Origin of the sequence: Sphingopyxis sp., from assembly GCF_035686825.1 — a bacterium.
Lineage (GTDB): Bacteria > Pseudomonadota > Alphaproteobacteria > Sphingomonadales > Sphingomonadaceae > Sphingopyxis.
This window is the reverse complement of record NZ_DASRYZ010000003.1, coordinates 18530-43805: the sequence shown is the minus strand read 5'-3', so window position 1 is coordinate 43805 and position 25276 is coordinate 18530. Positions and strand designations below refer to the sequence as shown.

The window sequence follows — 25276 nt, the reverse complement described above, 5'->3', positions numbered from 1 at the left end:
TTTGGTGGCGCAAGACTTGATCCGCGACTGGGATGCCCATCTGGCGCACGAAAAGCGCCGGTCGGAGCATACGCGGCGCGCCTATATCGCGACGGCCGAGCGGTTTTGCGCTTTCCTGTCGCGCCATCGCGGCGGGGCGGTCGATGCGCGTATGCTGCAGGCGCTGACGCCGAACGATTTGCGTGCCTATCTCGCCGAGCGCCGCGCCGAAGGCCTTGGCAATGCGTCGGCGGCGCGCGAGCTTTCGGCGCTGCGCACATTCCTGCGCTTCGTCGGCGGATCGAACGCCAGCGTGCCGCAGATGCGCGGGCCGCGGGTCAAGAAGGGCCTACCGCGGCCGGTGGCGCCCGCAGAGGCGCTGGCGCTGGCGCAGGATGTCGAGGACAATGCGCGCGAGGGCTGGGTCGGTGCGCGCGATTTCGCGCTGTTGCTGCTGCTTTACGGCGCTGGGCTGCGCATCGGCGAGGCGCTGTCGCTGACCGGCGCGGCGTTGCCGCTGGGCGATACGCTGCGCGTGACCGGCAAACGGGCGAAGACGCGGATCGTGCCGATTCTGCCGGCGGTGGCGAATGCGGTGTCGCGCTATGTCGCGGCTTGCCCGTGGCCGATCGCGAAGGAGACGCCGCTGTTCCTCGGTGCGCGCGGCGGGCCGCTCCAGCCGGGGGTGGTGCGGGCGAGCGTGCGCGCGGCGCGGCGCGCGCTGGGCCTGCCCGAACGCACGACACCGCACGCGCTGCGCCACAGCTTCGCGACGCACCTGCTCGCGGGCGGCGCCGATTTGCGCAGTCTGCAGGAATTGCTCGGCCATGCGAGCCTTGCTTCGACGCAGGTCTATACAGCGGTCGATGCCGCGCATTTGCTCGACATTTATCGCAGCGCGCATCCGCGGGCGTGAGGGCCGCTTTGGGGTGGGGAGCGGACGCTCTCTGTTCGTCATCCCGGGCTTGACCCGAGACCCGCCTTCGCCCTGCCCAACGTCGAAAAGGATAAGGCAGGCCCCGGGTCAAGCCCGGGGTGACGAGTAATGCGATGTCCGCGACCGTTCGAAACGGGCCATCGTCGCCGTGGCAGATCGGATCATTCGCCCTTTGTCTTCGGCTTCCAGGTGATGACGCGGTAGATGTAGAGCGCGACCAGCGAACCGATCGCGACGAGCGCCACCGGTCCGACGAAGGCGTCGAGGTTGGCGAATTGCTTGCCGAACCAGCTGCCCGCGCCGGCGAGCGCGGCGATCCAGATCGTCGAGCCGGCGGCGGTCCAGATCAGGAATTTGAGCTGGTTCATCTGCACCATGCCCGCGGGCAGCGAGACCATCGTCCGCGCGACGGGCATGAAGCGCGCGATGAAGACGATCGCCGGGCCATATTTCAGGAAGAGGTCGTGCAGCCGCTCGACCTCGTCCCAGTCGAGCGTCAGCCAGCGGCCGTGGCGGTCGATGAAGGGTTTGAGCCGCTCATAGCCGATCCAGCGCCCGATCGCGTACCAGATCCAGTTGCCCGCGGTCGTCCCAGCGACCGCAACCGCGACGAGCATCCAGAAATCGAAGCGCCCCTGCGCGACGGCGATCCCGCCCAATCCCATGATCACTTCGGACGGGATCGGCGGAAACACATTTTCGAGGAACATGAGGATGAAAATCCCCGCATAACCCCAGCTCTGGATCAGGTTCAGGATGAAATCGGTCATGGGGGAGTAACGCCTTCCCTGTGTCAGCCGATGCGTCGCTTGATCGCATCCCAGATCATGCCCGCCGTATCGCTGTCGTTGAAGCGGTCGATCGCGACGATTCCGGTCGGCGAGGTGACGTTGATTTCGGTGAGCCATTCGCCGCCGATCACGTCGATCCCGACGAATACCAGCCCGCGTTCGCGCAAGGCGGGGCCGAGAACGTCGCAAATCTCCTGCTCGCGCGGGGTGAGATCGGCCGCCTCGGCATAGCCGCCGACCGCGAGGTTCGAGCGGAATTCGCCTTCGCCTGGCTTGCGGTTGATCGCGCCCGCGACCTCGCCGTCGACGAGCACGATGCGCTTGTCGCCTTGGGCAACGCTCGGCAGGAATTGTTGGACCATGAAGGGTTCGGGCCACACCTGTCCGAACAGTTCGACCAGCGCGCCCAGATTGCCGCCGTCGGCGTCGATCTTGAACACCGCCTTGCCGCCGTTGCCGTGGAGCGGCTTGATCACGACCGCGCCGTGGCGCGCCTGAAAATCCTTCACCGCGTCCAAGTCGCGCGTCACCATCGTCGGCGGCATGAACTCGGGAAAGTCGAGCACGAAGACCTTTTCGGGCGCGTTGCGGACCGAGACGGGATCGTTGACCACCAGCGTCTCGTGTCCGATGCGTTCGAGCAGCCAGGTGCCGGTCAAATAGCCGAGGTCGAAGGGCGGGTCCTGCCGCATCAGCACGGCGTCGACGTCGCGCCCGAGGTCGAGCAGCACTTCGTCGCCGAACTTGTAATGCGCGCCCGCCTCGCGCTGCGCCTCGACGATGCGGTGCGCTTTGGTGGTCAGCCGCCCGGCCTCCCACGTCAGCCCGCGAACGTCGTAATGATAGAGCTCGTAGCCGCGTTCGAGCGCCTTCAGGATCAGGTGGAAGCTGCTGTCGCCCCCGATGTTGATATTGTCCATCGGGTCCATTTGTACCGCGGCGCGCAGGGTCATTATTTCTTCCTCAGGGTTGCCAGACGTGGACCAGATGGCGTGGCAGGCGGCGCGGCGCAAGGAGCATCACGTCGATCCGGATGTCGTCGCGCGGGCCCGCGAAGCGCGGGGCGAGCATTTCGGCGGCCGCGGCGACGCGGCGGAGGCGATACGGGTCGATCGCGAGATCGAGGTCTTCGGGCCGGTCGCGCCACTTGACCTCGACGAAGGCGATCATCCGTCCGCGCCGCGCGACGAGGTCGACTTCGCCGACGGGGACGCGCAGCCGCTCGCCCAATATGCGCCAGCCGTGGAGGCGCAGCCACCAGGCGGCGCGGCGTTCGGCCTTGCGCCCGCGCGCCTCGGCTGCGGCGCGGTTCAAGCCCGCTCCTTGAGCGCGAGCGCGCGGGCGTAGATGTCGTGCCGGTCGAGGCCGAAGCGTTTGGCGACCGCCTTTGCCGCCTGCGCGACGGGCTTGTCGGCCATCGCCTCGCGCAGCGCGGCGTCGAGCGTGGCGTCGTCGGCTTCCTCGGCCTTCGCTTCGCCGGGCGGGCCGACGATGACGACGATCTCGCCCTTGGGCGGCGCGTCGGCATAGCGTGCGGACAGCTCGGTTAGCGTGCCGGTGACGCATTCCTCGAACATCTTGCTGATCTCGCGCGCGACCGCCGCCTCGCGGTCGCCGAGCCCCTCGGCGAGCGCGGCGAGCGCGGCGGCGAGGCGCGGGCCGCTTTCGTAGAAGACCAGTGTTGCGCGCAAGGCGGCGAATTCGGCGATCGTGTCGGCGCGCGCCTTCGCCTTGTTCGGCAGGAATCCCGCGAAGAGAAAACGGTCGCTCGGCAGGCCCGAGAGGGTGATGCCGGCGATCGCGGCGCAGGGGCCGGGCAGGGTGGTGACATGGCGTCCCGCCGCGCGTGCATCGCGGACGAGCTTGTAGCCGGGGTCCGAAATCAGCGGGGTTCCGGCGTCCGACACCAAAACGACGGTTTCGCTCTCCATGCGCGCAACCAGCGCGGCGCGGGTGCGTTCGTCGCTATGATCATGATAGGGGGTCATCGGCACACGCAAACCCAGATGCGACAGCAGTTTCGCGGTCACGCGCGTGTCCTCCGCGGCGATCACGTCGGCGGAGGCGAGCGTCCTGGCCGCGCGCGCGCCGATGTCGCCGAGGTTGCCGATGGGCGTCGCGACGATATAGAGACCGGGCAAGGGAGAATCTGAGATGTTCGAATCTGGCATGACGCCGAAAATGGCAGAGACTGCCTCCGATTGCCATCAAGGCGCGCGCCAAAATAATGCGTCGCCGCGCCGCGCGATGCTGCGCGGGCTCGGCATGATGGCGATGGCGGGGCTGCTCGCGGCGTGCCAGGTCGTGCCGAAGACCGGCGGCCCGGCGACTCCGCCGCCGCCGACCGACCCGACCGACAATGTCGGCCCCGGGCTGCCCACCGATACCGATCGTCACCGCGTTGCGCTGCTCGTGCCGCAGACGGGCGCCAATGCCGACGTCGGCAACGCGATCGCCAATGCGACGACGCTGGCGCTGCTCGATACGCGCACCGAGCGCGTGCGCATCACCACCTATGACACCGCGCTCGGCGCCGCCGCCGCGGCGCGGCAGGCGGTCGCCGACGGCAACAAGCTGATCCTCGGGCCGCTGCTCAGCGAGGATGTTTCGGCGGTCGCGCCGGTCGCGCGCGCCGCCAAGGTTCCGGTGCTGAGCTTTTCGAACGACAGCAGCGTCGCGGGCAACGGCGTCTTCATCATGGGCTTCGTCCCCGGCCAGTCGGTCGAGCGTATCGTCGCCTTTTCGCGATCGAAAGGCCATCAGCGCTTTGGCGCGCTCGTGCCCAAGAATGTCTATGGCGACCGTTCGGCCGCCTCGTTCCGCGCCGCGGTCGCCAAGGCGGGCGGCACGTTGGTCGCGGTCGAAAGCTATGACCGCAGCGCGACCGCGCTGTCGGGCGCGGCGCGGCGGCTCGCCAACGCGGGCGCGATCGACGCGGTGCTGATCGCCGACAGCGGCGGCAATGCCATTCGCGCCGTCCCGGTGATCAAGGGCACGGGGAGCAAGCAGATCCTCGGCACCGAGCTGTGGAACACCGACGCGGCGCTCGGCAGCAACGCCGCGATGCGCGGGGCATGGTTCGCCAGCGTCTCCGACGGGCTCTACGGCCAGCTCGCGACCAAATATCGCACCCGCTTCGGCCGGCCGCCGTACCGGCTCGCCAGCCTCGGCTATGATTCGGTGCTGCTGACGGTGCGCATCGCGCGCGACTGGAAGCCGGGGAGCAACTTCCCGGCGAACCGCCTGCTCGCCGCCGACGGCTTCGGCGGAATCGACGGCATTTTCCGCTTCAACAATCGCGGCATCGCCGAGCGCGCGCTCGAGGTCAGCGAAATCGGCGCCGGCGGCTTCCGCGTGATCGACCCCGCGCCGACCAAATGGTGAGCCGCGATTGAGCGTGGCAGACCGGCCACAGTTGGCCGAAAACCGCTATCGGAAAAGCGCGGCGGCCTTTACGCCCGCCGCGCGATCACTATATGACAATCGCGCGTGTTCCGGCGTCGATTCCGCACGCGCGTTTTATATGTTTCAGGAGATACAGCTATACCACCGCCCATGACCCGTCGCCCGATGGCACCGATGCCGCCCAAGAACGGCCCGCGTTACAATGAATTCATCGCCTCCCCCAAAGTCCGCGTGATCGACGAGGAAGGCGAAAATCTGGGCGTCATGCTAACAGCCGAGGCGATCGAGCAGGCGGCCGAGGTCGGGCTCGACCTGGTGGAAGTATCTCCCAACGCCGATCCGCCGGTGTGCAAATTCCTCGACGTCGGCAAGTTCAAATACGAGGCGCAGAAAAAGGCGAACCTCGCGCGCAAGAGCCAGAAGACGCAGGAAATCAAAGAGATCAAGATGCGTCCGAACATCGACGATCATGACTTCGACGTGAAGATGAAGAAGGTCTTCGACTTCCTCGAGGAAGGCGACAAGGTCAAGATGACCATGCGCTTCCGCGGCCGCGAGATGAGCCACACCCAGCTCGGCCTCAACGTGCTCCAGCGCGTCGCCGAGATGACCGCCGAAGTCGCGAAGGTCGAAGCGCACCCGCGCACCGAAGGCCGCCAGATGCTGATGGTGCTCGCGCCGAAATAAGTTCGCCGGCTCAGCCGAGTTGAAATTCGAGGGCGGTCGTTCCGATGGGGCGGCCGCCCGCTTCGTATCGGCGCTCGGTCATTCGGGCCCGGCCGTCGGCCGAGATCAGGACGAGCGTGGAGGCGCGCGTGCCATAGGCGTCGCCGCGCAGGAAGAGCGCGGGGTCGTCCTCGGCCACCAGCGTGTCGAGCAGGCCGGCGGGATCGGCGCCCGCCCCGACGGTAGCTTCGAGCGCGACGCGCAGCCGTTCGGCGCGGGGGCAGGGGGCGTCGACGGGCTCGTTGGCGAGCGCGTGGACGCCAGCCTCCAGCGGCATGATCAGCGGGACAGGCCGATTGGTCAGCAACCGCGCCGCGTCGCCACCCACCGCGAACAGGTTGAAGGCGTTGAAGCGCGGCAGATCCTCCGCCGCCGGGTCGGCGAAGCGCCCTTCGCCGCGCAGCAGGTCGGACACGAGTGCCCCGCGCGATTCCTTCGCAGGGTCGGGCATTGCGCCGCGCACATTGGTCACGACGACGACGCGGCCGCTCGGGCGATGGACGCCGAGCCAGGTGCCGCCCGCCTGCAGGTCGCGCCCGGCGACGAGGCCGCTGCCGTCGTCCCACTCGTGAAGCGGCGCGGCGGCGCGCGCGTGGAACTCGTCGCGATTTCCGATCAGGATGAGCGGCCAGTCGGGGTGGACGCGGTGGGCAAGGGCGACGACACACATGCCGCGCATATCGGGAGTTCGCCCGCGCTTGCCAAGCCTCTTGACAAATTGCTTGGTTGAATGTTCAATCAACTCATCTTGACGAGGGAGGACGCCGATGGCCGACGAATTCGAGAAGATGGGCGAGACGCTGCGGGCCAAGACCGGCAAGGGGCTCGACGAATGGGTCGCCACCGCGCGCGCGACCGGGATCGCCGGCCATATGGCGCTGGTGAACCACCTCAAATCCGAACATGGGCTCGGCCACGGCTACGCCAATATGATCGTCCATGCGGCGAACGCCTCCTCGTCGCTGTCGCAGGACGACGACGCGCTCGTCGAAGCGGCGTTCGACGGGGCGAAGGCGCATTGGCGCCCGCTCTATGACCGGCTGACCCTGCTCGTGCAGGGTTTCGGCGATGACGTCGAGCTGTCGCCGAAAAAGGGCTATGTCAGCCTGCGCCGCAAGAAGCAGTTCGCGCTGCTAATGCCTTCGACCAAGGACCGCTTCGACATTGGCCTCGCGCTGAAGGGCGAGGAGCCGGCCGGGAAGCTCGAACTCGCGGGCAGCTGGAACGCGATGGTGTCGCACCGCGTGCGGATCGCGGCGGGCGAGGATGCGGGCGGTGACGTCGCGGGCTGGCTCCGCGCCGCCTATGACCGGGCGGGCTGAAGGGAACGCCATGAACGCCGCCGACACCCGCCAGCGCATCCTGATGACCGCGATGGAGCTGTTCTGGGAGAAGGGCTATCTCTCGACCTCGGTCTCCGACATCTTGTCGCGCAGCCAGGTCCATTCGGGCAGCCTCTATCATTTCTTTCCGGGCAAGCAGGACGTGCTCGTCGGGGTGCTCGAACTTTATCGCGACGGGATCGATGAGATGCTGCTCGCGCCCAATTGGGACGGCGTCGACGATCCGATCGACAAGGTTTTCGCGCTGCTCGCGGGCTATCGCACGCATCTGATCGTCACCGACTGCACTTATGGCTGCCCGATCGGCAGTCTCGCGCTCGAAATCCACGAGCCCGACCCGGTGGTGCGCGAGCTGATGGCGGCGAATTTTTCGAACTGGTCGGCGGCGATCGCGGGCTGCTTCGAGGCGGCGGCCGACCGCCTGCCGAAAGGCACCGACCGCAAGGCGCTCGGCGAGTTCGTGCTGACGGTGATGGAGGGCGCGGTGATGCAGGCGCGCACCTATCGCGACATCGGTTATTTCGACCGCAACATCGCTGTATTGCGCGACTATATCACTATATTGCTGGCAACGGAAAAATCTGGTAATTTCGCCTGATCTTTCTGGAGGGGGAGACGAATATGACCGAAGCCGTCAAAACGCCCTGGCACCTATGGGTGGTAGGGATCGTGTCGCTGGTCTGGAACGCCTTTGGCGCGATGGACTATACAATGACCAAGATGGGCAATGCCGAATATCTGGCCGCCTTCACGCCCGAACAGCAGGCCTGGTTCACCAGCTTCCCGATGTGGGCGAATGTCGGTTGGGCGCTCGGCGTCTGGGGATCGCTCCTCGGCTCTTTGCTGCTACTCGTGCGCAGTCGCCACGCGGTGACGGCCTTCATCGTCTCGATCCTCGGACTGGCGATCAGCTGTATTTACCAGTTCGGCATGCACTATGCCGACCTGATGCGCATGTTCGGCACCTTTCCGATGATCTTCACCGCGGTGATCTGGGTCGTGCTGATCGCGCTGTTCCTTTATGCGCGGGCGCAGGCGGCGAGGGGCGTGCTGCGGTAAGAAAGCCTGCTTTGGGGTGGGGAGCTGCCACTGCTTTCTCCAGCTTCGTCATCCCGGGCTTGACCCGGGACCCGCCTTTTCTTCCTGACGACGGCGAAAAGGCAAGGCAGGCCCCGGGTCAAGCCCGGGGTGACGATAAAGGGCATGGTCGCTACCGGCCGTTAGCCGCCTTCCTACCGCCCCCGGATGAACGCCCGCACGTCGGCCGACAATTTATGCCGGTCCTCGTCGCGGATATACATCATGTGGCCCGCCTCATAATAGGTGTAGTGGATGCGGTCCTGCGGGATGCCGGTGCGCGACAGCGCATATTCGGCGGCGAAAAAGGGCGTCGCGAAGTCATAATAGCCCTGCGCGACGAGCACCCGCAGCCCCGAATTCTCGCGCAGCGCCTGTCCGATATAGGGCGCGACGTTGAGATAGGAATTGCTGTCGCGGCCGCCGATGCGCCAGTCCCATTGGCCGCCGATCCGCCCGATCGACTGATATTCACGGGTTGTCTTGAAACCGAGCGTGTCGCGGCTCCAGCTGTTGATCGCGGCGGTATAGCCCGCGTCGATGCCATAGAAGCTCGGGTCGTTGTCGGGGCTTTCGCCCGCGCTGTCATAATCCTTGCCCGTGTAGCGGCTGTCGAGGCGGCCGACGGTGAGCTCCCGGTCGCGCAGCAGCTCCTTGTAGAAACGGCTCGGCGTGACGCGCAGGTCGGCGCTTTCGAGATAGGTTTCGCTAAGGCCGGTGAAGCGCGCGAGTTCACGGCGGATTTGGGCGCGTTCCTCACCCTGCAATTTCTGCCCCTTGAGCAGCGCCGAGGCATAGGGGCCGATCGCCCATTGCCGCGCTTCCTCGACGAACGCCTCCACCGACGGCGCGGTCGCCTTGCCGTGATAGAGCGCGGTCGCGGCCATCGAGGGCAGGTTGGTGATCGGCGACAGCTCGTTGCCCGGCGTGTCGGCGCCCGCCGCGAAGTCGAGCACGGTCGAGATCAGGATGATGCCATTGAGCGCGACGTCATTGTACGTCTCGTTCATCAACTGGTTGGCGACCGCGGCCGAACGCGTCGTGCCATAGCTTTCGCCGCCGAGGAATTTGGGGCTGTTCCAGCGGCCATTGTCGTTCAGCCAGCGGCGGATCACCTCGGCGACCAGCTTCGCGTCCTGCGTGACGCCGTAATAATCCTCGGGGTCGGCCTTGCCGATCAGGTGCGAAAATCCCGTGCCCGGCGGGTCGATGAAGACGATGTCGGTGACGTCGAGCAGCGCGTCGGGATTGTCGACGATCGGGTAGGGCGGCGCGCCGTCGTCGGTGCCGTTGCCGGGAATCGCGACGCGCTTCGGCCCGAAGGCGCCCATCATCAACCAGACGGTGCCCGACCCCGGGCCGCCGTTGAACAGGAAGGTCACCGGCCGGCTCGGGTCGCGCGGTTCCTTGACATAGGCGGTGGTGACGACCGCGACCTCGGGCACGCCCTCCTTGTTCTTGATGATCGTCTCGCCGATCGTCGCAGCGTAATTGATCCGCTGGCCGCCGAAGGTGCCCGACAGCTTGGTCGTGCGAATCTGGGGTTCGTAGTCGGCGGGCTTTTCGGCCTTCGCCTTGTCCTCGGCCTTGTCCTCGGCATGGAGCGCGGCGGGCGCGGCGACGGCAAGCGCCAAGGCGATGAGCGAAAGACCCGATTTCATAGATAATCTCCCCGATTGCGGGGCGACCCTATGCAGCGCGCGCGGGGGCGGCAAGGTTACTTGTCGGTTACAGCCGGAGGTTCGTCGAAGGGGCCCCTATCGCCCCCACTTCGTCTTGCTCTGCTTGCCGAAGCGGCCCTTGCGCGTGCCGGGTTTGCCCTCGTTGCTGCGCCCGACGCGCGGGGCGACCTGTTCGTCGGGGGGCAGGCCGAGTTCGTCGGCTTCGAGCTTGCGGATTTCGTCGCGCAGGCGGCCGGCTTCCTCGAATTCGAGGTCGGCGGCGGCGTCGCGCATCTTCTTTTCGAGTTCGGCGATATAGGCGCGGAGGTTGTGGCCGACCATGTGCGCCGGTTTGTCCTCGCCGATGTCGATCGTCACCTGATCCTTCGATGCGACATGCGCGATGATGTCGCCGATGTTGCGCTTGATCGTCGTCGGGGTGATGCCGTGCTCGGCGTTATAGGCCTCCTGCTTTTCACGGCGGCGGTCGGTTTCGCGCATCGCGCGCTCCATGCTGCCGGTGATGCGATCGGCGTAGAGGATGACGCGGCCGTCGACGTTGCGCGCGGCGCGGCCGATCGTCTGGACGAGGCTGGTCTCGCTGCGCAGGAAACCTTCCTTGTCGGCATCGAGGATCGCGACGAGCCCGCATTCGGGGATGTCGAGCCCCTCGCGCAGCAGGTTGATCCCGACGAGCACGTCGAACACCCCGAGCCGCAGGTCGCGGATGATCTCGATGCGCTCCAATGTCTCGACGTCCGAGTGCATGTAGCGGACCTTGAGCCCCGCTTCGTGGAGGAATTCGGTCAGATCCTCGGCCATGCGCTTGGTCAGCGTCGTCACCAGCGTGCGGTAGCCCGCGGCGGCGGTCTTCTTCGCCTCGGCGATCAGGTCGTCGACCTGCTCCTCGACCGGCTTGATCTCGACCGGCGGGTCGATGAGGCCGGTAGGGCGGATCACCTGTTCGGCGAAGACGCCCTGCGTGCGGTCCATTTCCCATGTGCCGGGGGTCGCCGAGACGCTCACCGTCTGCGGGCGCATCATGTCCCATTCGGCAAAACGCAGCGGCCGGTTGTCGATGCAGCTCGGCAGGCGGAAGCCATATTCGGCGAGTGTGATCTTGCGGCGATGGTCGCCCTTCGACATCGCGCCGATCTGCGGGATCGTTTGGTGGCTTTCGTCGACAAAGAGCAAGGCGTTGTCGGGGAGATATTCGAACAGGGTCGGCGGCGGCTCGCCGGGGAGGCGGCCGGTGAGGAAGCGGCTGTAATTCTCGATCCCCGCGCAGCTTCCGGTCGCGGCGATCATTTCGAGGTCGAAATTGGTGCGCTGTTCGAGCCGCTGCGCTTCGAGCAGGCGGCCCTCGGCCTCGAGCTCCTTGAGGCGCTCGGCGAGTTCGTGGCGGATCGCTTCGCTTGCCTGCTTCAGCGTCGGGCCGGGGGTCACATAGTGCGAGTTCGCAAAGACGCGGACATAGTTGAGGGTCGCGATCTTCTTGCCGGTCAGCGGATCGAACTCGGTGATCTCCTCGATCTCGTCGCCGAAGAAGCTGACGCGCCACGCCATATCCTCATAGTGCGAGGGGAAGATTTCCAGAGAATCCCCGCGCACGCGGAAATTGCCGCGAGCGAAGGCCTGGTCGTTGCGCTTGTATTGCAGCGCGACGAGCTTGCGGATGATCTCGCGGCTGTCAGCGACCTGGCCCTTCTTCAAATCGAAGATCATTGCCGAATAGGTCTCGACCGACCCGATGCCGTAGAGGCATGATACCGACGCGACGATGATCACGTCGTCGCGTTCGAGCAAAGCGCGCGTCGCCGAGTGGCGCATGCGGTCGATCGCCTCGTTTACCGAGCTTTCCTTCTCGATATAGGTGTCCGACCGCGGCACATAGGCCTCGGGCTGGTAATAGTCGTAATAGCTGACGAAATATTCGACCGCATTGTTCGGAAAGAAGCTCTTGAACTCGCCGTAGAGCTGCGCTGCGAGGATCTTGTTCGGCGCGAGGATCAGCGCGGGGCGCTGCAGCTCGTCGATGACCTTCGCCATGGTGAAGGTCTTGCCCGATCCGGTGACGCCGAGCAGCACCTGGTCACGCTCGCCCGCCAGCGCCGTGTCGACCAGCTCCTTGATCGCGGTCGGCTGGTCGCCTGCGGGCTGATAGTCGCTAACCAGTTCAAATCTTTTGCCGCCTTCGACCTTGTCGGGACGGGCGGGGCGGTGAGGGACATAGCCTTCGGCTGTGTCGATTTCGTCGAGCGAGGTGCGAATCTGGATTGCCATCGCTGCCAATATGGTATCGATTGCGGGCAACGACAAACATAATGGTTCGCAACCAAATGGTCGCATCTGGGTTCGCCCATTTGCTCAACAGGAGGATGATTTTATGAAGAAGATTCTGACGGTAGCGGCCATCGGCGCGCTGGTCGCGGTGGCGGGCTGCAGCGACAAGGGCGAAAATTCCGCCGGCCCGGTGAAGCGCGAGGCCGGCAACTGGAAAACCGACGTCAAGCTGGTGAAGTTCGAAGTCCCCGGCATGCCGCCCGAAATGAAGGATGGCATGACGAAGATGATGGAAGGCGCGAGCGGCATGGACCAGTGCCTCACGCAGGAGCAGGTCGACAAGGAAGATGTCGCGGCCGAGCTTGCCAAGGGCGGCGGCCAATGCACCTGGTCGAAGAAGGAAGTCGCAGGCGGCAAGATCGACGTCGCCGGCACCTGCTCGCAGAACGGCCAGACCGTCGACATGGCGATGGTGGGCACGATGGCGGCGAAGAAGACCGATGTGACGATCACGACCAATGGCAAGATGCCGACCGGCGGCGACATGGAAATGGTCATGCAGATGACCCAGACGCATACCGGGCCGTGCAAGGCTGCGACGACGACCTGAGCGTCGCTCCTTCTCAAATGAACGACAGGGGCGTCAGTGGAAACTGGCGCCCCTTCTCGTTGAGACCCGTCAGGCGATGGAATGTCCGGCTGCGCCCATCGCGCCCGAATGTCCGAAGAGGGCGGCAACGCGCGCGGCGCTCAGGGCGGCAGGACAAGCAAGTGGTGATTGAGAGGATGTCGACTTGCCGGGCGACAGAACAGGTGGGGCTGTCGGGCCGCCCGGCGAAGTCTTGAATGAAGCCTGAGGGGGATCGAAAGGTGCCAGGGACCAGCTCGCACCATTCGCCTTTTGGCTTCACACCGCGTCATCGTAGGAATGCCGCGACGTCGAAAAGGATGCCAGAGTTTCGTGTTTGCGGCAGTTACAAGGGGTCACAAAGCGCGATGTTGCCATTTGATAACCAATTCTTAACCTGATTTCGCGTTTTTCCTTGCGGATTGGCGCGGCGATTTTCTTCTGATATGGCACAAGGTTGCCGTGTTACCGTTACGTCAAAGTAACAACGGGTGGCCGCGCTGGCTGATTGGCGTATCTACCGCACCGCCCGTCAGGGGTATTCGAGGGTAGCATGGACCAGGCGAAAGCGAACGAGACACAGGATCCGGGCGAGGTCGACCGGATCATCGCCGAAGAGCTCGGGGCGCTGCTCGATTCCCCGATGTTCACCCGCTCGCCGGTGCTGTCGCGGCTGCTGCAATTCCTTGTCGAACATCGTCTGCGCGGCGGCCGCAGCTCGCCCAAGGCCTACGCGATCGCCACCGAGGCGCTGGGGCGCAGCGAAGATTTCGATCCCGCCGTCGACAGCTATCCGCGCGTCATGGTCGGCCGCTTGCGCAGCCTGCTCGACCGCTATTATGCCGACACCCCCTGGGTCCACCGCCTGCGGGTGCCGCAGGGCAGCTATGAGGTCGTCGTCCAATATCGCTCGGCGCCGCCGTCGGCGCGATCGGCCGACGATCCGTCGGAAGACGATGACGTCAAGGCCGCAACCGTCCAATCGGGCTCCGCCCGCACGACCGCGCATGCGCGGCCGTCGCGCCCCGGCGGTCGCGGTTCGCGGCTCGGCCGGTGGATCGTCGTGCTCATCCTCCTCGCGCTCGCGCTCTTTACCTTGTGGACGCTTCGTGGAGGCTCCACCCGGCTATTCGTCGGCGATCCGGTTCCCGTTCCGTTGCTCGAAGTCAGGTCGCCGGTCGCAGGCAATTCGGCGCAGTCGCGGGCGCTGGCGCGCGCGCTCGACGGCAAGCTGCGCGACGGGCTCCGGCGCTTCGAACTGGTCGACCTGCTGAGCGCGAAAGCGCCGGGTGGCGCGACGGCGCGAACGGGGGATTACCGGCTCGATACCTCGCTGGTGCGCACGGTCGAAGGCGACACCGATGTCACGCTCGTCCTCAATCGCGTCGCCGACCAGCGCGCGATCTGGTCGCAACAGATGCGCCTGACCAGCGACCAAACCCCCGAATTCACCGCGATCGAACCGCTGATCGCCCAGCTCGCCGGCGATTATGGCGTAATCGTGCGCGACCAGGTCCAGCGACAGCCCGAGAATTTCGCGGCGGGCTATCCCTGCCTCGCGCAGTTCAACCGCATGCGCCAGATGCGCAATGCGGCGTCGGCGGCGCGGGTTGGCGCCTGCCTGCGCGCGACGATCGAGGCGAATCCGCGCGATCCGGTCGCGCTGACCGCGCTGTCGCTCGTGCGATATGGCGATTGGCAACCGCAGCGGCTGACGCCGGCGGGCCGCGAAGCCTTGGGCGAAGCGCGCGCGCTCGCGCTGCGCTCCTATGAAAGCAGCCCCAATTCGGCGGCCGGCCTGTTCGCGATGGCGCGCGCCAATTTCTATTCGGGCAATTGCGCCGGCGGCAATGCGATGGGCGACGCGGCGATCGCGCTCAACCCCTATGACGCCGACATGTCGGGCTTCCTCGGCCTGTTCAAGCTCGCGTGCGGGCATGCGGAGCAAGGCGAGGCGCTGCTCCGCCGGTCGCTGCAGCTCGACGCATCCTATCCCGGGGTTCCGGGGGTCACGCTGGCCTTTGTCGTCTCGCAGCGAGGCGAGCAGGAAGAGGCGCAGCGGATCCTCGATCAAATGCCTTCGCCGAGCAATATGGAGCCGCAATATATGATGGTGCGCGCGATCGTTCTCGCGCGGCAGGGCGATCTGGACGCGGCGCGCGCGCAGTGGAAGCGCCTGCTCGCCTATACGCGCCAGCCGGCCGACGCGGCGCCCGAAACCGTGCTCGGCCGCTTCATGATCACCCCCGCGGTGATCCAGGCCGCCTCGGCGGCGCTGCGCGAGTCGGGCGTCGTCGTCGCCAAGGCGGCGCCCTGAGCGTCCGGCGATCGCGCGCTTGACCGGATAGGGGATGCCGCGCAGGGTGGCGCCATGTTGTCCGCGCTTGCTCTGGCCCTCGCCGCACCGCCGCCGCCCGCGGCGGTCGCGGTGCATTTCGACCGCGATGGAAAGGTCGAAACGCGCGTCGCCGACGGCCTCGCCGATCGTGCGGGCGGCAGGCCGGTCGGGCCCGACGATCCGGTGCGCATCGCGTCGATTTCCAAACTGATCGTGGCATTGGGCGTGCTGCGGCTCGTCGAGGCGGGGCGTCTCGACCTCGACCGCGATGTATCGGACTATCTTGGCTGGCGGCTGCGGCATCCCGGCTATCCCGATCGGCCGATCAGCCTCGCGCAGCTGCTCGGCCATCGTTCGGGGCTGAACGACGACACCGATTATGCGCTGCCGCTCGACGCCGACCTCGAAACCGCGCTCCGCGATCCCACGGCGTGGGACAAGGCGCGCGCGCCGGGGGGCGATTTCGCCTACGCCAATTTCAACTATCCGGTCGTCGCGGCGGTGATCGAGGCGACAACCGGCGAGCGGTTCGACGCGGCGATGGCGCGGCTGGTTTTTCGTCCGCTCGCCCTCGATGCCTGTTTCAACTGGCCGGCGTGCAGCGACGCCGCTGTCGCGCGCGCCGTCGTGCTCTATGGCGCCGACGGCAGCGTCGTGCGCGACGATTTGAAAGGTGCGCGGCCAGCCTGTCCCGTCGTGCCCGCCACCGACGACAGCTGCGACGTCGCGAGCTACCGGCTCGGCCGGCATGGCGCGGGGTTCAGCCCGCAGGGCGGACTGCGTATTTCGGCGAACGGGCTCGCGCGCATCGGCGTGATGCTGCTGCGCCGCGGCGACGGCTTTCTGAAAGCCGAAAGCCTGGCCCGGCTGGAAGCGATGGCACCCGTCCGGCCGACAAGCGGCGAGGGGACGGGCGGTTTCTTCTGCGAATATGGCATGGCCATGCACAGCACCGGCGGCCCGGCGCTGCGCGATCCGGCCTGCCGCGACGATCTGTTCGGCGACGGACGCTTGCGGTTCGGGCATTCGGGCGACGCTTATGGATTGCGGTCGGGTCTGTGGTTCGACCTTGAAGCCGGCGATGGCATTGCCTATTTCGTCACGCAGGTGCCGGAGGGGCAGAAAGGGACACGGTCGGCATATAGCGCTGCGGAGGAAAGTCTGGTCGACACGGCGCTTCGCCGATCGGCCGATGCCAGCCCCCTTGCCAGCCCCGCCCACGGGCACTAGGGCAATTTTCAACATTCACGACATAGTCAGAAAAAAGGAACTGTGCATGAGCGATTCGGCCGAAAAGGTTAAAAAGATCGTCGTCGAACATCTGGGCGTCGAAGCCGACAAGGTTACCGAGGAAGCGAGCTTCATCGACGATCTGGGCGCCGACAGCCTGGATATCGTCGAACTGGTGATGGCGTTCGAAGAAGAATTTGGCGTCGAAATCCCCGACGACGCGGCGGAAAAGATCGCCACCGTCAAGGACGCGATCGACTATATCGAAGCGAACAAGGGCTGATTCAGCCTGTCCGGCGTTGCCGGATGCGGCGGCGACGCCGTCCACGCATTTCCGGCTCCCCGGTCTCGAGCGCCCGCGCGCAGCGACCGGGGAGCTTTTTTTATGCGCGCGGCTCCTCTAGAAGCGCGCCGACGGTAATGACGCGGCACCCCGCGGGGGCGGGGGCCGATGAAAGGAATGATTATGCGCCGGGTTGTGGTGACGGGTCTGGGTTTGGTAACGCCGCTGGGCGGCGATGTCGAAACCAGCTGGAAGAATCTGATCGCGGGCAAATCGGGTGCCGGCACGATCACCCATTTCGACGCGTCGGACCAGAAATGCACGATCGCGTGCGAGGTGAAGGGTCCTGATCACGAATATGGCTTCGACCCCGGCAAGCGTGTCGACCACAAGGTCCAGCGCCAGGTCGATCCCTTCATCATTTTCGGCATCGACGCCGCCGGACAGGCGCTCGAGGACGCCGGCCTCACCGACATGACCGAGGAGCAGAAGGTGCGCGCCGGCTGTTCGATCGGTTCGGGCATCGGCGGCCTGCCGGGCATCGAGAGCGAAAGCCTGCTGCTCGCCGAGAAGGGCCCGGGCCGCGTGAGCCCGCACTTCGTCCACGGCCGCCTGATCAACCTGATCTCGGGCCAGGTCAGCATCAAATATGGCCTGAAAGGCCCGAACCATGCCGTCGTTACCGCCTGCTCGACCGGCGCGCATTCGATCGGCGACGCCGCGCGGATGATCCGCGACGATGACGCCGACATCATGCTCGCGGGCGGCGCTGAAGCGACGATCTGCCCGATCGGCATCGCCGGCTTCGCGCAGGCGCGCGCGCTCAACATGACCTACAACGACCGCCCCGAACAGGCGAGCCGCCCCTATGACAAGGACCGCGACGGCTTTGTGATGGGCGAGGGTGCGGGCGTCGTCGTGCTCGAGGAATATGAGCATGCCAAGGCGCGCGGCGCGAAAATCTATGCCGAGGTCGTGGGCTATGGCCTGTCGGGCGATGCCTATCACGTCACCGCGCCCGATCCCGAAATGGACGGCGCGTACCGTTCGATGGCGGCGGCGCTCAAGAAGGCGGGCATGACCCCCGCCGACATCGACTATATCAACGCGCATGGCACTTCGACGATGGCCGACACGATCGAACTCGGCGCGGTCAAGCGCCTGTTCGGCGACGCGATGGGCAATGTGTCGATGAGTTCGACCAAGTCGGCGATCGGCCATCTGCTCGGCGGCGCGGGCGCGGTCGAGACGATCTTCTGCATCCTCGCGATCCGCGATCAGGTGGTGCCCCCGACGCTCAACCTCGACAATCCCGACGAAGGCACCGAAGGCGCCGACCTCGTCCCGAAGGTCGCCAAGAAGCGCAAAGTGAAGGCCGCGCTCAACAACAGCTTCGGCTTTGGCGGCACCAACGCCAGCCTGATCGTGAAAGCGGTCGAGGACTGACGCTCGGCCGCCCGCCAACCTTCCGTTCGCCCTGAGCTTGTCGAAGGGCCGTCCTGCTCTTCTCTGGCGTGGAAAGAAAGAACAGTGCTTCGACAAGCTCAGCACAAACGGATTGGGATGACAGCTCCATGACCATCGGGCGCCTCCTGCTGGCCAGCTTGCTCGCTCTCCTCCTCGCAGCCTGCTCGGGCGCGCCGAAGGATGCCGAGGTCGTGATCCCGCAAGGCGCGAGCATCGCGAAGGCGGGCGAGATTCTCGAGGACGCCGGGCTCGTCTCGGCGTCGAGCTTTCGCAATCAGGCGCGCTTCTTCGGCTCGGACGAGCCGATCAAGCCCGGCGAATATAGAATCGAAAAGGGGATGGACGCGGGCGACATCCTCGCGCTGTTCCAGTCGGGCAAGACGATCCAGCGGCTCGTGATGATCCCCGAAGGCATGCCCTCGATCATGGTGTGGGAACGGCTGATGGCCGAGCCGCGCCTCAAGGGCGAAATCCCCGTGCCCGCCGAGGGCAGCATATTGCCCGACAGCTATGCCTTCACCACTGGTGAGACCCGCGCCGCGGTCGTGAAGCGGATGCAGGCGGCGATGGACAAGGCGTTTAACGAACTTTGGGCCAAGCGCACCCCGCGCACCGCGGTCAAGAACCGCAACGAAGCGATCACGCTCGCGTCGATCGTCGAGAAGGAAACCGCCGTCGCGGCCGAGCGCCGCACCGTCGCTGGCGTCTATACCAATCGTCTCGGCGTCGGGATGCGGCTCCAGGCCGATCCGACGATCATCTATCCGGTTACCAAGGGCAAGCCGCTCGGCCGCCGCATCCTGCGCTCCGAAATCCAGGCGGTGAACGGCTATAACACTTACAGCATGGCGGGGCTGCCCAAGGGGCCGATCGCGAATCCCGGCAAGGCGTCGATCGCCGCCGTGCTCGACCCCGAGGCGAACGACTATCTCTTCTTCGTCGCGCAGGGCGACGGCAGCCATGTGTTTGCGCGGACGCTGTCCGAGCATAATGCCAATGTCCAGAAATGGTATGCGCTCCGCCGCGAGCGGGGGGAGATGGAGTAATATTCGTCGCCCCCGCGCAGGCGGGGGCCGCTGGAGGGGCAGCGCAAGGCCGACAACGGCCCCCGCCTGCGCGGGGGCGACGGGAGAGTGCATATGACCGCCAAACTCTTCATCCACGGCGTTCCCGACAGCCCGGCGATCTGGCGACCCTTGCTCGCCGCGCTTGAGCTTGGCGACACGCCCGTCGCGGTTCCCGCGCTGCCCGGCTTTACCGCACCGCTGCCCCCCGGCTTCGCCGCGACCAAGGAGGCCTATGTCGATTGGGCGATTGGTCAGGCCGAGACATTGGTCGCCGCGCACGGCCCGATCGACATCGTCGGCCACGATTGGGGCGCGCTGATCGCCCAGCGCATCGCGATGCTGCGCCCCGACCTGATCGGCAGCTGGGCGATCTCGAACGCGGTGATCGAGCCCGATTATCGCGGCCACCGCATCGCGCGCATCTGGAACACGCCGATCCTCGGCGAAATCTTCATGGCGCTGAGCAAGGCCGACAAGCTCGCCGAGGGGCTCGCGGCGCAGGGCATGCCCGCCGACATCGCGCGCGAAGAGGCCGAGCAGTGGAAGAACCGGGACAAGCGCCGCGCGATCCTCAAACTCTATCGTTCGGCCAAGGGGCTGAGCTTCGCGCACGACTGGGCGCTGGACATCCCGAAGCTGCCCGCCAACGGCGCGCTGATCTGGGGCGAGGGCGATCCCTATGTCGAGCTGTCGGTCGCGCGGCGCTATGTCGCGAACACCGGCACGCCGCTGACGGTGATCGAAGGGGCAGGGCATTGGGCGATCGCCGAACGCCCCACCGAGGTCGCCGCCGCGCTCCGCGCCTTCTGGAACGGGCTGTAAAGCGCGGATAATATTATTTCATCGGTTTGCACGATTATTGTGACGCAATAAATCGATTGGAACGCCGGGTCGATCCGGCGCATTGAAATGGACATCGAGAAAGGGCGTCCCGTGGACGACGGCAAATCTCCCCCTGAACTGCCTCGCCCATCCCCACTCGAAGCAGATGGCCCGGACCTCCCCCCTCCCGACCGGACCACTGGCGCCGTGCCCATCATCGCGACCGCGACGATGGGTGCGGCGGACCAGCGCTTTTTCGACGCGCTGCGCGCCGAGCATTTCCCGCCCGAACGCAATCATCTCGCCGCGCATATAACGCTCTTTCACCAGCTGCCGCCGTCGTGCCTCGACGAGCTCGACCGCCTGTTCCGCCGTATCGCCGCCGACACGCCGCCGCCCGCCGCGACGCTGCGCGAGGTCTATTCGCTGGGGCAGGGCGTCGCCTTTCGTATCGAGAGCGCCGATTTGCTCGCGGTCCGCGCACGCATCGCCGACCATTTCGCGGGCATGCTGACCGCGCAGGACCGGGGAGTGCCGCGGCTCCACATCACCGTGCAGAACAAGGTCGCCGCGGCCGAGGCGCGCGCGCTGCTCGCGGCACTGGCATCCGATTTCCGCCCGCGCCCGCTCGCGATCACCGGACTCGCGGCGCATCACTATCGCGGCGGCCCGTGGGAGCCCGCCTTCGCGCGCAGTTTTCGCGGGGTGCGCAGATGATATTGACCGGCGCGACGAGCCTGCCTATAGGCGCTGCTCGCCCGATGCGGCGGCCTTTCGGGGCGGAGTAGCTCAGCAGGTTAGAGCAGCGGAATCATAATCCGCGTGTCGGGGGTTCGAGTCCCTCCTCCGCTACCAGAAATCAATGACTTAGCGTTCGTCGCCGGAGCCGGTCACGGTGCTTGCTGTACCATCGCAACGTCGCCCCGCTTCCACGGTTTACTCCCGAGCTTGGCAGCGCGCCGAGCACCACGATCAGTTGGTCAATGATCGAAAGTGGCGTGCTGCGCCCCACGGTGCCGATGTTGCGGAATGCCGCCCGTCGTCCAGTGGCCCATAGACCTTTCTTCGGTCATGGGTCCGGTTCGACGGCCGAAACTCCGGATGATCCGGCGTTCGATCACCCAGGCTGATTGTACATCTCGGTCGGTCCGGGATATTCGCGCCCGTCGTCGAGGCCCTTGCCGATCTCGCGCTCCGACAGCGCGTTGACCATCGCGTTGAGCCGCATCACCGTCTTCCGGTGTTTGGGGTCGTTCGCCAGATTGACCAGCTCGCCCGGGTCGGCGTGGGTGTCATAAAGTTCGAGATCGTTGCGCGCATTGAGCGTCTTCCAGTCGCGCGGCATGTGATGATGCGCCGGCGCGAAATAGCGCGCGAACTTCCAGCGTCCGTCGTGGACGCCGCGGTGCAGCCGCCGCTTCGACAGGTCGTAGATCGCGCCATAGTCGGGAATTTTCTCGCCCGGCGGACGCGGGCCGACGGTTCTCTTCGACGCCGGCTCCCACATATGCGCGACGGCATAGTTGAAGAAATGCCCGCGCCGGTCGCGTTCGGTGGGCGCGGTCGGCGACGACAGCAGCGCCGATACGTCGACCCCCGGCAGGCCGGGAAAGCGATTGCGCCCTTCGTCGGCCGACAGCCCGGCGAGCGACATCAAGGTCGGCGCGATGTCGATCGCGCCCATCAGGCCCTTGGTCACCTGTCCGCCCTTCACGTCGGGATGGGCGATGATCATCGGGATATTGGTTTCCTCGCGGTACATCGTACCCGCCTTTTGCCGCATCCCGTGCGCGCCGGCGCGTTCGCCATGGTCGCTGGTATAGATGATGATCGTGTTGTCGATCTGCCCGCTTTCCTTGAGCGCCCAGAGCAATTGCCCGAGCCGCCGGTCGACGTCGCGCAGGCAGTTATAGTAATAATTGTTGAAGCGGTGCCACGACGCCTCGTCGTCATGTGGAATCGGGCCATAGAAGAGGTCATTGAGCCGCACGATCGCGCGATGCGCCTCGGGCTTGGTGGAAAGATCGTCCTTGTAGAAGCTTTCGGGCAGGTCGAACTTGTTGTCGACCTCGTAGATCGGGTCGCCCGGCTCGCGGCGCAGCGGCGCGAGGATGTCGGGATGGACGCGGTGCTTCGCCTGCTCGCCCGTCGCGTCATAGAACATGATGTCGTGCGGGTTGATCAGCCCGACGACCATGAACCACGGTTTTCCCTCCGCCTTGTCGCGGCGCACGAAGTCGAAGATGCTGCGCGCGGCGTCGCCCGCGACATACATGTCGGCGCGGTAGCCGTCCCAGGTCAGCCCCAGCTCTTCGCCGTCGAAGCCATAGTCGTGGAAGCCGTATTTCTCCATCGCGCGCTCGGTGCTGGGATAGATGCCGCCCGGCACGCGGTTCCAGTCGCGTTCGAAATTCATCCGGCTGAGGTGCCACTTGCCCTTGTAGCTCGTGTAATAGCCCGCCGCCTGCATCATGTGGCCGAGCGTCGGCATATCCTCGGCCGCGACGGGGTTGGGGGCATTGTCGCTGTTGAGGAACAGCCCGGTCTGCTGGGTGTGGTGCCCCTGAAAGATCGTCGAGCGCGACGGGGTGCAGGGCGTCGTGTGGACATGGTAATTTTCGACGAGCATCCCGCGTTCCATCAGTTCGCGGTGCGCCGGCAGCTTTTCGAGCAGGCCCTTGGGGTAGCTGGCGATGCCCTGTTCCTGATCGGTGACGATCATCAGCACGTTCAGCTTCTTGCCGTTCTTCGCATAGGTCGGCAGCGCCAATCCGGTGGCGGCGAGCGCGCCCATGCCGCCGACGAATGTCCGGCGATTCACATCCCAACCCATTTTTCTCTCCCGATCCTATCGTTGGCGGTGAAGGCCCGCGGCGCGGGGACTGGCGCCGCGGGCGCGAGTCGCGTCAGAATTTGAACGCGACGTCGACTCCGAACTCGCGCGGCGGTTGGTAGAATTGCTGGATCGGCGTCGCGCCCGCCGAGATCGCGCCCGAGATCACGTCCTGATCGGTCAGGTTCGATCCGTAAAGCGTGACCTTCCACTTGTCGTCCTCGCCCGCGACCGCGATGCTGGCGTTCAGCAGCACGACTTCCTTGCGGTAATAGCCGGGGTCGTTGTCGCGGCCCCAGGTGTTGAAGCGCGCCGAATAGCGCGCGTCGCTGTGGAGCTTGATCTCGCCGAACGAGACCGGGATCACATAGTCGGCCGAGAGGCTGCCGCTCCACTTCGGCGCGTTGGCGAGGTCGAGCCCCGTCGAATCGGTCGGCACCGCGAAGGTGCCGTTCGGAACCCCGCCCAGCAGGACCGGCACCGCGGGGCCGCACTGGCCGGGCTCGGGCGAGCCGTCGGTGAAGACGCCGTCGGTGTCGGCGCAGAAATCGGTATAGCGCGCGTGGAGATAGGCGATGTTCGCCCCCAGCGTGAAATTGTCCGACGGGCGCAGCAGCGTTTCGACCTCGAAGCCATAGATTTTCGCGGCGGCGACGTTGGTGGTGATATTCTCCGGCCGCACCGAACCCATCTTCGTCACCGAGCTTTGCAGGTCGCGATAATTGTTGACGAAGCCCGCGACGTTGAAGCGGAGCAGGCGGTCGAACAGGTCGGTCTTTGCGCCGATCTCGAACGCGTTGACGCGCTCGGGGTCATAGGGGCCGACATTTTCGGGGATCGTGCCGCGCGAGTTGTAGCCGCCGGCCTTATAGCCCTGCGAATAATTGGCGTAGATCATCGCCGAAGGGCCGATCTCATATTCGACCGTCAGGCGCGGGGTGAACTCGGCCCAGCTTGCCTCGAGGCTGCTCTGGAACGACGATCGCTGGACGCCGTTCACCAGCACCTGCGAGGCGATGTCGTATTTCTTGCGGTCGTGGCTGTAGCGGCCACCGATCGACAGCGTCAGGCTGTCGGTCGGGTGCGCGTTGACCAGCGCGAAGAGCGCATAGCTTTCGGTATCCTGACGAAGCTGCGCGAGCGTCGTCGTGGTCGGGTTCGCGAGCACCGTGTTGAACTGGCGCCACTTGTCGGTCTGATAATAGGCGCCGACGACGAAATCGACCGGTTCGCCGGCTGGCGAGACGTAGCGCAGCTCGCCGCTCTTCGATTCGCCGGAGAAGTCGCGGGTGACATCAAGCTGCGGCGCCGGGGTGATCAGTCCGTCGAAATCGCCGCGCGTCACATAATCCAGGTGGCGATAGCCGAGCACCGAGGTGATCGTGCCGTAGCCGACGTCGAGGTTCGCGGTCCACGACCCGCCATAGCTTTCGGTTCGGGCATAGGGATCGAAGGGCACCGCGGCCTCGCGGACGTCGGTTTTTACTTCGTCGGGCAGCAGGTCCCAATTGGGATCGCCATTGTCGAGGACGTGCGGCGCCGGGCCGGTCGTCTTCTGCTTCAGCCAGTCGGCGACGAGGGTTGAGGTGAAGGCGCCGCCGCGATCGAAATCGAGCGCGCCGCGCACCGATTTGACGTTGGCGCCATTGAGCCGGTTGCCGGTGATGACGTTGCGGCTGTAGCCGTCATAATCGCGGAAATTGACCGCGATCTTGGCGGCAAGCGCGTCGCCCGCAAAGCGGCCGCTGTTGATCTTGCCGCGGACCTGCCGAAGCCCGAACGAGCCCGCGGTCAGCCGCACCTCGCCGCCGAAATCGTCGGTCGGGCGCGCGGTGATGACGTTGATCGTGCCGGCGAGGTTGTTCTTGCCGAACAGCACGCCCTGCGGACCCTTGAGCACCTCGATGCGCTCGACGTCGAACAGGTCGAGCATCGTGCTCGACACGAAGGGGATATAGACGCCGTCGATGATCGTGCTGACCTTCGGGTCGGCATTGGGATCGGGATCGGCGGTGCTCATGCCGCGGATCGAGATCATCGGCACGTTGGCGACCAGGCCCTGCGTCTGGAGCACGACGTTGGGCGCGAGGCCGTTGAGGCTGGTGATATTGGTGGTGCCGCTCGCCTCGACCATCTCGCTGTTGAACGCCGAAATGGCGATCGGCACATCCTGCACGCTTTCGGAGCGGCGCTGCGCGGTGACCAATATCTCGCCGAAGGCTTCGTCGGCGGCAGCTTCCTGCGCGGGCGCCGGCTCGGCGGCGCTGGCGTCATCCGCCGGCGCGGCCGTCTGCGCATAGGCCGGCGCAGCGCAAAGGGCCATGGCCGCGGTCGAAAGCAAAAGGGTCGCAGTCTTCATCACATCCTCCCAAATTCCGGATGCAAGACATCGCTTCTCCGCACGCG

At 65.9% G+C, this 25276-nt stretch carries 23 protein-coding genes and 1 tRNA gene; 15 read left to right on the top strand and 9 right to left on the bottom strand.

Annotated elements, in window-relative coordinates:
* Window positions 1–4: 4 nt before the first annotated feature.
* Window positions 5–895 (top strand): tyrosine recombinase XerC, encoded by an 891-nt coding sequence (locus tag VFG17_RS04845; protein WP_325028336.1) that lies wholly within the window; start codon window positions 5–7, stop codon window positions 893–895.
* A 182-nt stretch (window positions 896–1077) separates the two neighbouring features.
* Here the strand turns inward: VFG17_RS04845 and VFG17_RS04840 are convergent, their stop codons facing one another.
* The 4 genes from VFG17_RS04840 to rsmI are packed head-to-tail and all read right to left on the bottom strand — an operon-like array spanning window position 1078 to window position 3878.
* The gene (locus VFG17_RS04840; RefSeq protein ID WP_325028335.1) at window positions 1078–1686 is read right to left on the bottom strand and encodes a DedA family protein; all 609 of its coding nucleotides are present in this window, start codon (window positions 1684–1686) and stop codon (window positions 1078–1080) included.
* A gap of 23 nt (window positions 1687–1709) precedes the next feature.
* Window positions 1710–2660 carry a glutathione synthase gene (gshB, locus tag VFG17_RS04835; RefSeq protein WP_325028334.1) on the bottom strand — a complete coding sequence of 317 codons (951 nt, stop codon included), beginning with the start codon at window positions 2658–2660 and terminating at the stop codon, window positions 1710–1712.
* Between the two features lie 10 nt (window positions 2661–2670).
* The gene (locus VFG17_RS04830) at window positions 2671–3021 is read right to left on the bottom strand and encodes a YraN family protein (RefSeq protein WP_295319682.1); all 351 of its coding nucleotides are present in this window, start codon (window positions 3019–3021) and stop codon (window positions 2671–2673) included.
* Window positions 3018–3878, bottom strand: a complete 861-nt coding sequence (gene rsmI, locus VFG17_RS04825; protein WP_325028333.1) for a 16S rRNA (cytidine(1402)-2'-O)-methyltransferase — start codon at window positions 3876–3878, stop codon at window positions 3018–3020. Before rsmI ends, VFG17_RS04830 begins: the two co-directional genes overlap by 4 nt.
* Window positions 3879–3954: 76 nt before the next feature.
* Here rsmI and VFG17_RS04820 point away from each other — a divergent pair, with 76 nt between their 5' ends.
* Both VFG17_RS04820 and infC read left to right on the top strand, forming a co-directional pair.
* A complete protein-coding gene (locus tag VFG17_RS04820) occupies window positions 3955–5091 on the top strand; it encodes a penicillin-binding protein activator (protein WP_325029076.1) in 1137 nt (378 codons plus the stop codon).
* 171 nt (window positions 5092–5262) lie between these two features.
* The gene (infC, locus tag VFG17_RS04815) at window positions 5263–5799 is read left to right on the top strand and encodes a translation initiation factor IF-3 (protein ID WP_037556593.1); all 537 of its coding nucleotides are present in this window, start codon (window positions 5263–5265) and stop codon (window positions 5797–5799) included.
* A 10-nt stretch (window positions 5800–5809) separates the two neighbouring features.
* Here the strand turns inward: infC and VFG17_RS04810 are convergent, their stop codons facing one another.
* The gene (locus VFG17_RS04810; protein WP_325028332.1) at window positions 5810–6517 is read right to left on the bottom strand and encodes an NRDE family protein; all 708 of its coding nucleotides are present in this window, start codon (window positions 6515–6517) and stop codon (window positions 5810–5812) included.
* Between the two features lie 88 nt (window positions 6518–6605).
* Between VFG17_RS04810 and VFG17_RS04805 the strand changes: the two genes are divergently transcribed.
* Genes VFG17_RS04805 through VFG17_RS04795 form a run of 3 tightly spaced genes read left to right on the top strand, consistent with a single transcriptional unit; the run spans window position 6606 to window position 8240 of the window.
* A complete protein-coding gene (locus tag VFG17_RS04805; RefSeq protein ID WP_325028331.1) occupies window positions 6606–7160 on the top strand; it encodes a DUF4287 domain-containing protein in 555 nt (184 codons plus the stop codon).
* Between the two features lie 10 nt (window positions 7161–7170).
* Window positions 7171–7779 carry a TetR/AcrR family transcriptional regulator gene (locus tag VFG17_RS04800; protein ID WP_325028330.1) on the top strand — a complete coding sequence of 203 codons (609 nt, stop codon included), beginning with the start codon at window positions 7171–7173 and terminating at the stop codon, window positions 7777–7779.
* A 23-nt stretch (window positions 7780–7802) separates the two neighbouring features.
* A complete protein-coding gene (locus VFG17_RS04795; RefSeq protein ID WP_325028329.1) occupies window positions 7803–8240 on the top strand; it encodes a hypothetical protein in 438 nt (145 codons plus the stop codon).
* Window positions 8241–8413: 173 nt separating this feature from the next.
* Here the strand turns inward: VFG17_RS04795 and VFG17_RS04790 are convergent, their stop codons facing one another.
* A complete protein-coding gene (locus VFG17_RS04790; RefSeq protein ID WP_325028328.1) occupies window positions 8414–9919 on the bottom strand; it encodes a S10 family peptidase in 1506 nt (501 codons plus the stop codon).
* 96 nt (window positions 9920–10015) lie between these two features.
* Complete coding sequence (uvrB, locus tag VFG17_RS04785) at window positions 10016–12202, bottom strand: excinuclease ABC subunit UvrB (RefSeq protein WP_325028327.1); 2187 nt, start codon at window positions 12200–12202, stop codon at window positions 10016–10018.
* A gap of 103 nt (window positions 12203–12305) precedes the next feature.
* On the opposite strand from uvrB, the gene VFG17_RS04780 reads away from it, so the two are divergent.
* From VFG17_RS04780 to VFG17_RS04740, 9 genes are all read left to right on the top strand, one after another.
* Window positions 12306–12812 carry a DUF3617 domain-containing protein gene (locus VFG17_RS04780; RefSeq protein ID WP_325028326.1) on the top strand — a complete coding sequence of 169 codons (507 nt, stop codon included), beginning with the start codon at window positions 12306–12308 and terminating at the stop codon, window positions 12810–12812.
* 571 nt (window positions 12813–13383) lie between these two features.
* Complete coding sequence (locus VFG17_RS04775; protein ID WP_325028325.1) at window positions 13384–15147, top strand: tetratricopeptide repeat protein; 1764 nt, start codon at window positions 13384–13386, stop codon at window positions 15145–15147.
* Between the two features lie 54 nt (window positions 15148–15201).
* Window positions 15202–16398: a serine hydrolase domain-containing protein gene (locus VFG17_RS04770; protein ID WP_325028324.1), complete on the top strand. Its 1197-nt coding sequence runs from the start codon at window positions 15202–15204 to the stop codon at window positions 16396–16398.
* 46 nt (window positions 16399–16444) lie between these two features.
* Window positions 16445–16681, top strand: a complete 237-nt coding sequence (locus VFG17_RS04765) for an acyl carrier protein (RefSeq protein ID WP_003039428.1) — start codon at window positions 16445–16447, stop codon at window positions 16679–16681.
* Between the two features lie 183 nt (window positions 16682–16864).
* Window positions 16865–18127 carry a beta-ketoacyl-ACP synthase II gene (gene fabF, locus VFG17_RS04760; protein ID WP_325028323.1) on the top strand — a complete coding sequence of 421 codons (1263 nt, stop codon included), beginning with the start codon at window positions 16865–16867 and terminating at the stop codon, window positions 18125–18127.
* A 128-nt stretch (window positions 18128–18255) separates the two neighbouring features.
* Complete coding sequence (gene mltG / locus VFG17_RS04755) at window positions 18256–19194, top strand: endolytic transglycosylase MltG (protein WP_325028322.1); 939 nt, start codon at window positions 18256–18258, stop codon at window positions 19192–19194.
* Between the two features lie 93 nt (window positions 19195–19287).
* The gene (locus VFG17_RS04750; RefSeq protein ID WP_325028321.1) at window positions 19288–20037 is read left to right on the top strand and encodes an alpha/beta hydrolase; all 750 of its coding nucleotides are present in this window, start codon (window positions 19288–19290) and stop codon (window positions 20035–20037) included.
* 231 nt (window positions 20038–20268) lie between these two features.
* Window positions 20269–20754 carry a 2'-5' RNA ligase family protein gene (locus VFG17_RS04745; protein WP_325029075.1) on the top strand — a complete coding sequence of 162 codons (486 nt, stop codon included), beginning with the start codon at window positions 20269–20271 and terminating at the stop codon, window positions 20752–20754.
* Window positions 20755–20815: 61 nt separating this feature from the next.
* Window positions 20816–20892, top strand: a tRNA-Met gene (locus VFG17_RS04740).
* 262 nt (window positions 20893–21154) lie between these two features.
* Here the strand turns inward: VFG17_RS04740 and VFG17_RS04735 are convergent.
* Both VFG17_RS04735 and VFG17_RS04730 read right to left on the bottom strand, forming a co-directional pair.
* Window positions 21155–22870 (bottom strand): sulfatase-like hydrolase/transferase, encoded by a 1716-nt coding sequence (locus VFG17_RS04735; RefSeq protein WP_325028320.1) that lies wholly within the window; start codon window positions 22868–22870, stop codon window positions 21155–21157.
* Between the two features lie 73 nt (window positions 22871–22943).
* Window positions 22944–25229, bottom strand: coding sequence for a TonB-dependent receptor (locus tag VFG17_RS04730; RefSeq protein WP_325028319.1), 2286 nt, complete (start codon window positions 25227–25229; stop codon window positions 22944–22946).
* Window positions 25230–25276 lie beyond the last annotated feature (47 nt).

Coding starts and splice junctions, on each gene's coding strand:
- VFG17_RS04820 (WP_325029076.1), top strand. CDS start 3,955: ATGCTGCGCGGGCTCGGCATGATGGCGATGGCGGGGCTGCTCGCGGCG.
- infC (WP_037556593.1), top strand. CDS start 5,263: ATGACCCGTCGCCCGATGGCACCGATGCCGCCCAAGAACGGCCCGCGT.
- rsmI (WP_325028333.1), bottom strand. CDS start 3,878: ATGCCAGATTCGAACATCTCAGATTCTCCCTTGCCCGGTCTCTATATC.
- VFG17_RS04800 (WP_325028330.1), top strand. CDS start 7,171: ATGAACGCCGCCGACACCCGCCAGCGCATCCTGATGACCGCGATGGAG.
- fabF (WP_325028323.1), top strand. CDS start 16,865: ATGCGCCGGGTTGTGGTGACGGGTCTGGGTTTGGTAACGCCGCTGGGC.
- VFG17_RS04735 (WP_325028320.1), bottom strand. CDS start 22,870: ATGGGTTGGGATGTGAATCGCCGGACATTCGTCGGCGGCATGGGCGCG.
- VFG17_RS04790 (WP_325028328.1), bottom strand. CDS start 9,919: ATGAAATCGGGTCTTTCGCTCATCGCCTTGGCGCTTGCCGTCGCCGCG.
- VFG17_RS04765 (WP_003039428.1), top strand. CDS start 16,445: ATGAGCGATTCGGCCGAAAAGGTTAAAAAGATCGTCGTCGAACATCTG.
- VFG17_RS04840 (WP_325028335.1), bottom strand. CDS start 1,686: ATGACCGATTTCATCCTGAACCTGATCCAGAGCTGGGGTTATGCGGGG.
- mltG (WP_325028322.1), top strand. CDS start 18,256: ATGACCATCGGGCGCCTCCTGCTGGCCAGCTTGCTCGCTCTCCTCCTC.
- gshB (WP_325028334.1), bottom strand. CDS start 2,660: ATGACCCTGCGCGCCGCGGTACAAATGGACCCGATGGACAATATCAAC.
- VFG17_RS04745 (WP_325029075.1), top strand. CDS start 20,269: ATGGGTGCGGCGGACCAGCGCTTTTTCGACGCGCTGCGCGCCGAGCAT.
- VFG17_RS04805 (WP_325028331.1), top strand. CDS start 6,606: ATGGCCGACGAATTCGAGAAGATGGGCGAGACGCTGCGGGCCAAGACC.
- VFG17_RS04730 (WP_325028319.1), bottom strand. CDS start 25,229: ATGAAGACTGCGACCCTTTTGCTTTCGACCGCGGCCATGGCCCTTTGC.
- VFG17_RS04780 (WP_325028326.1), top strand. CDS start 12,306: ATGAAGAAGATTCTGACGGTAGCGGCCATCGGCGCGCTGGTCGCGGTG.
- VFG17_RS04770 (WP_325028324.1), top strand. CDS start 15,202: ATGTTGTCCGCGCTTGCTCTGGCCCTCGCCGCACCGCCGCCGCCCGCG.
- VFG17_RS04795 (WP_325028329.1), top strand. CDS start 7,803: ATGACCGAAGCCGTCAAAACGCCCTGGCACCTATGGGTGGTAGGGATC.
- VFG17_RS04810 (WP_325028332.1), bottom strand. CDS start 6,517: ATGCGCGGCATGTGTGTCGTCGCCCTTGCCCACCGCGTCCACCCCGAC.
- VFG17_RS04775 (WP_325028325.1), top strand. CDS start 13,384: ATGGACCAGGCGAAAGCGAACGAGACACAGGATCCGGGCGAGGTCGAC.
- VFG17_RS04750 (WP_325028321.1), top strand. CDS start 19,288: ATGACCGCCAAACTCTTCATCCACGGCGTTCCCGACAGCCCGGCGATC.
- uvrB (WP_325028327.1), bottom strand. CDS start 12,202: ATGGCAATCCAGATTCGCACCTCGCTCGACGAAATCGACACAGCCGAA.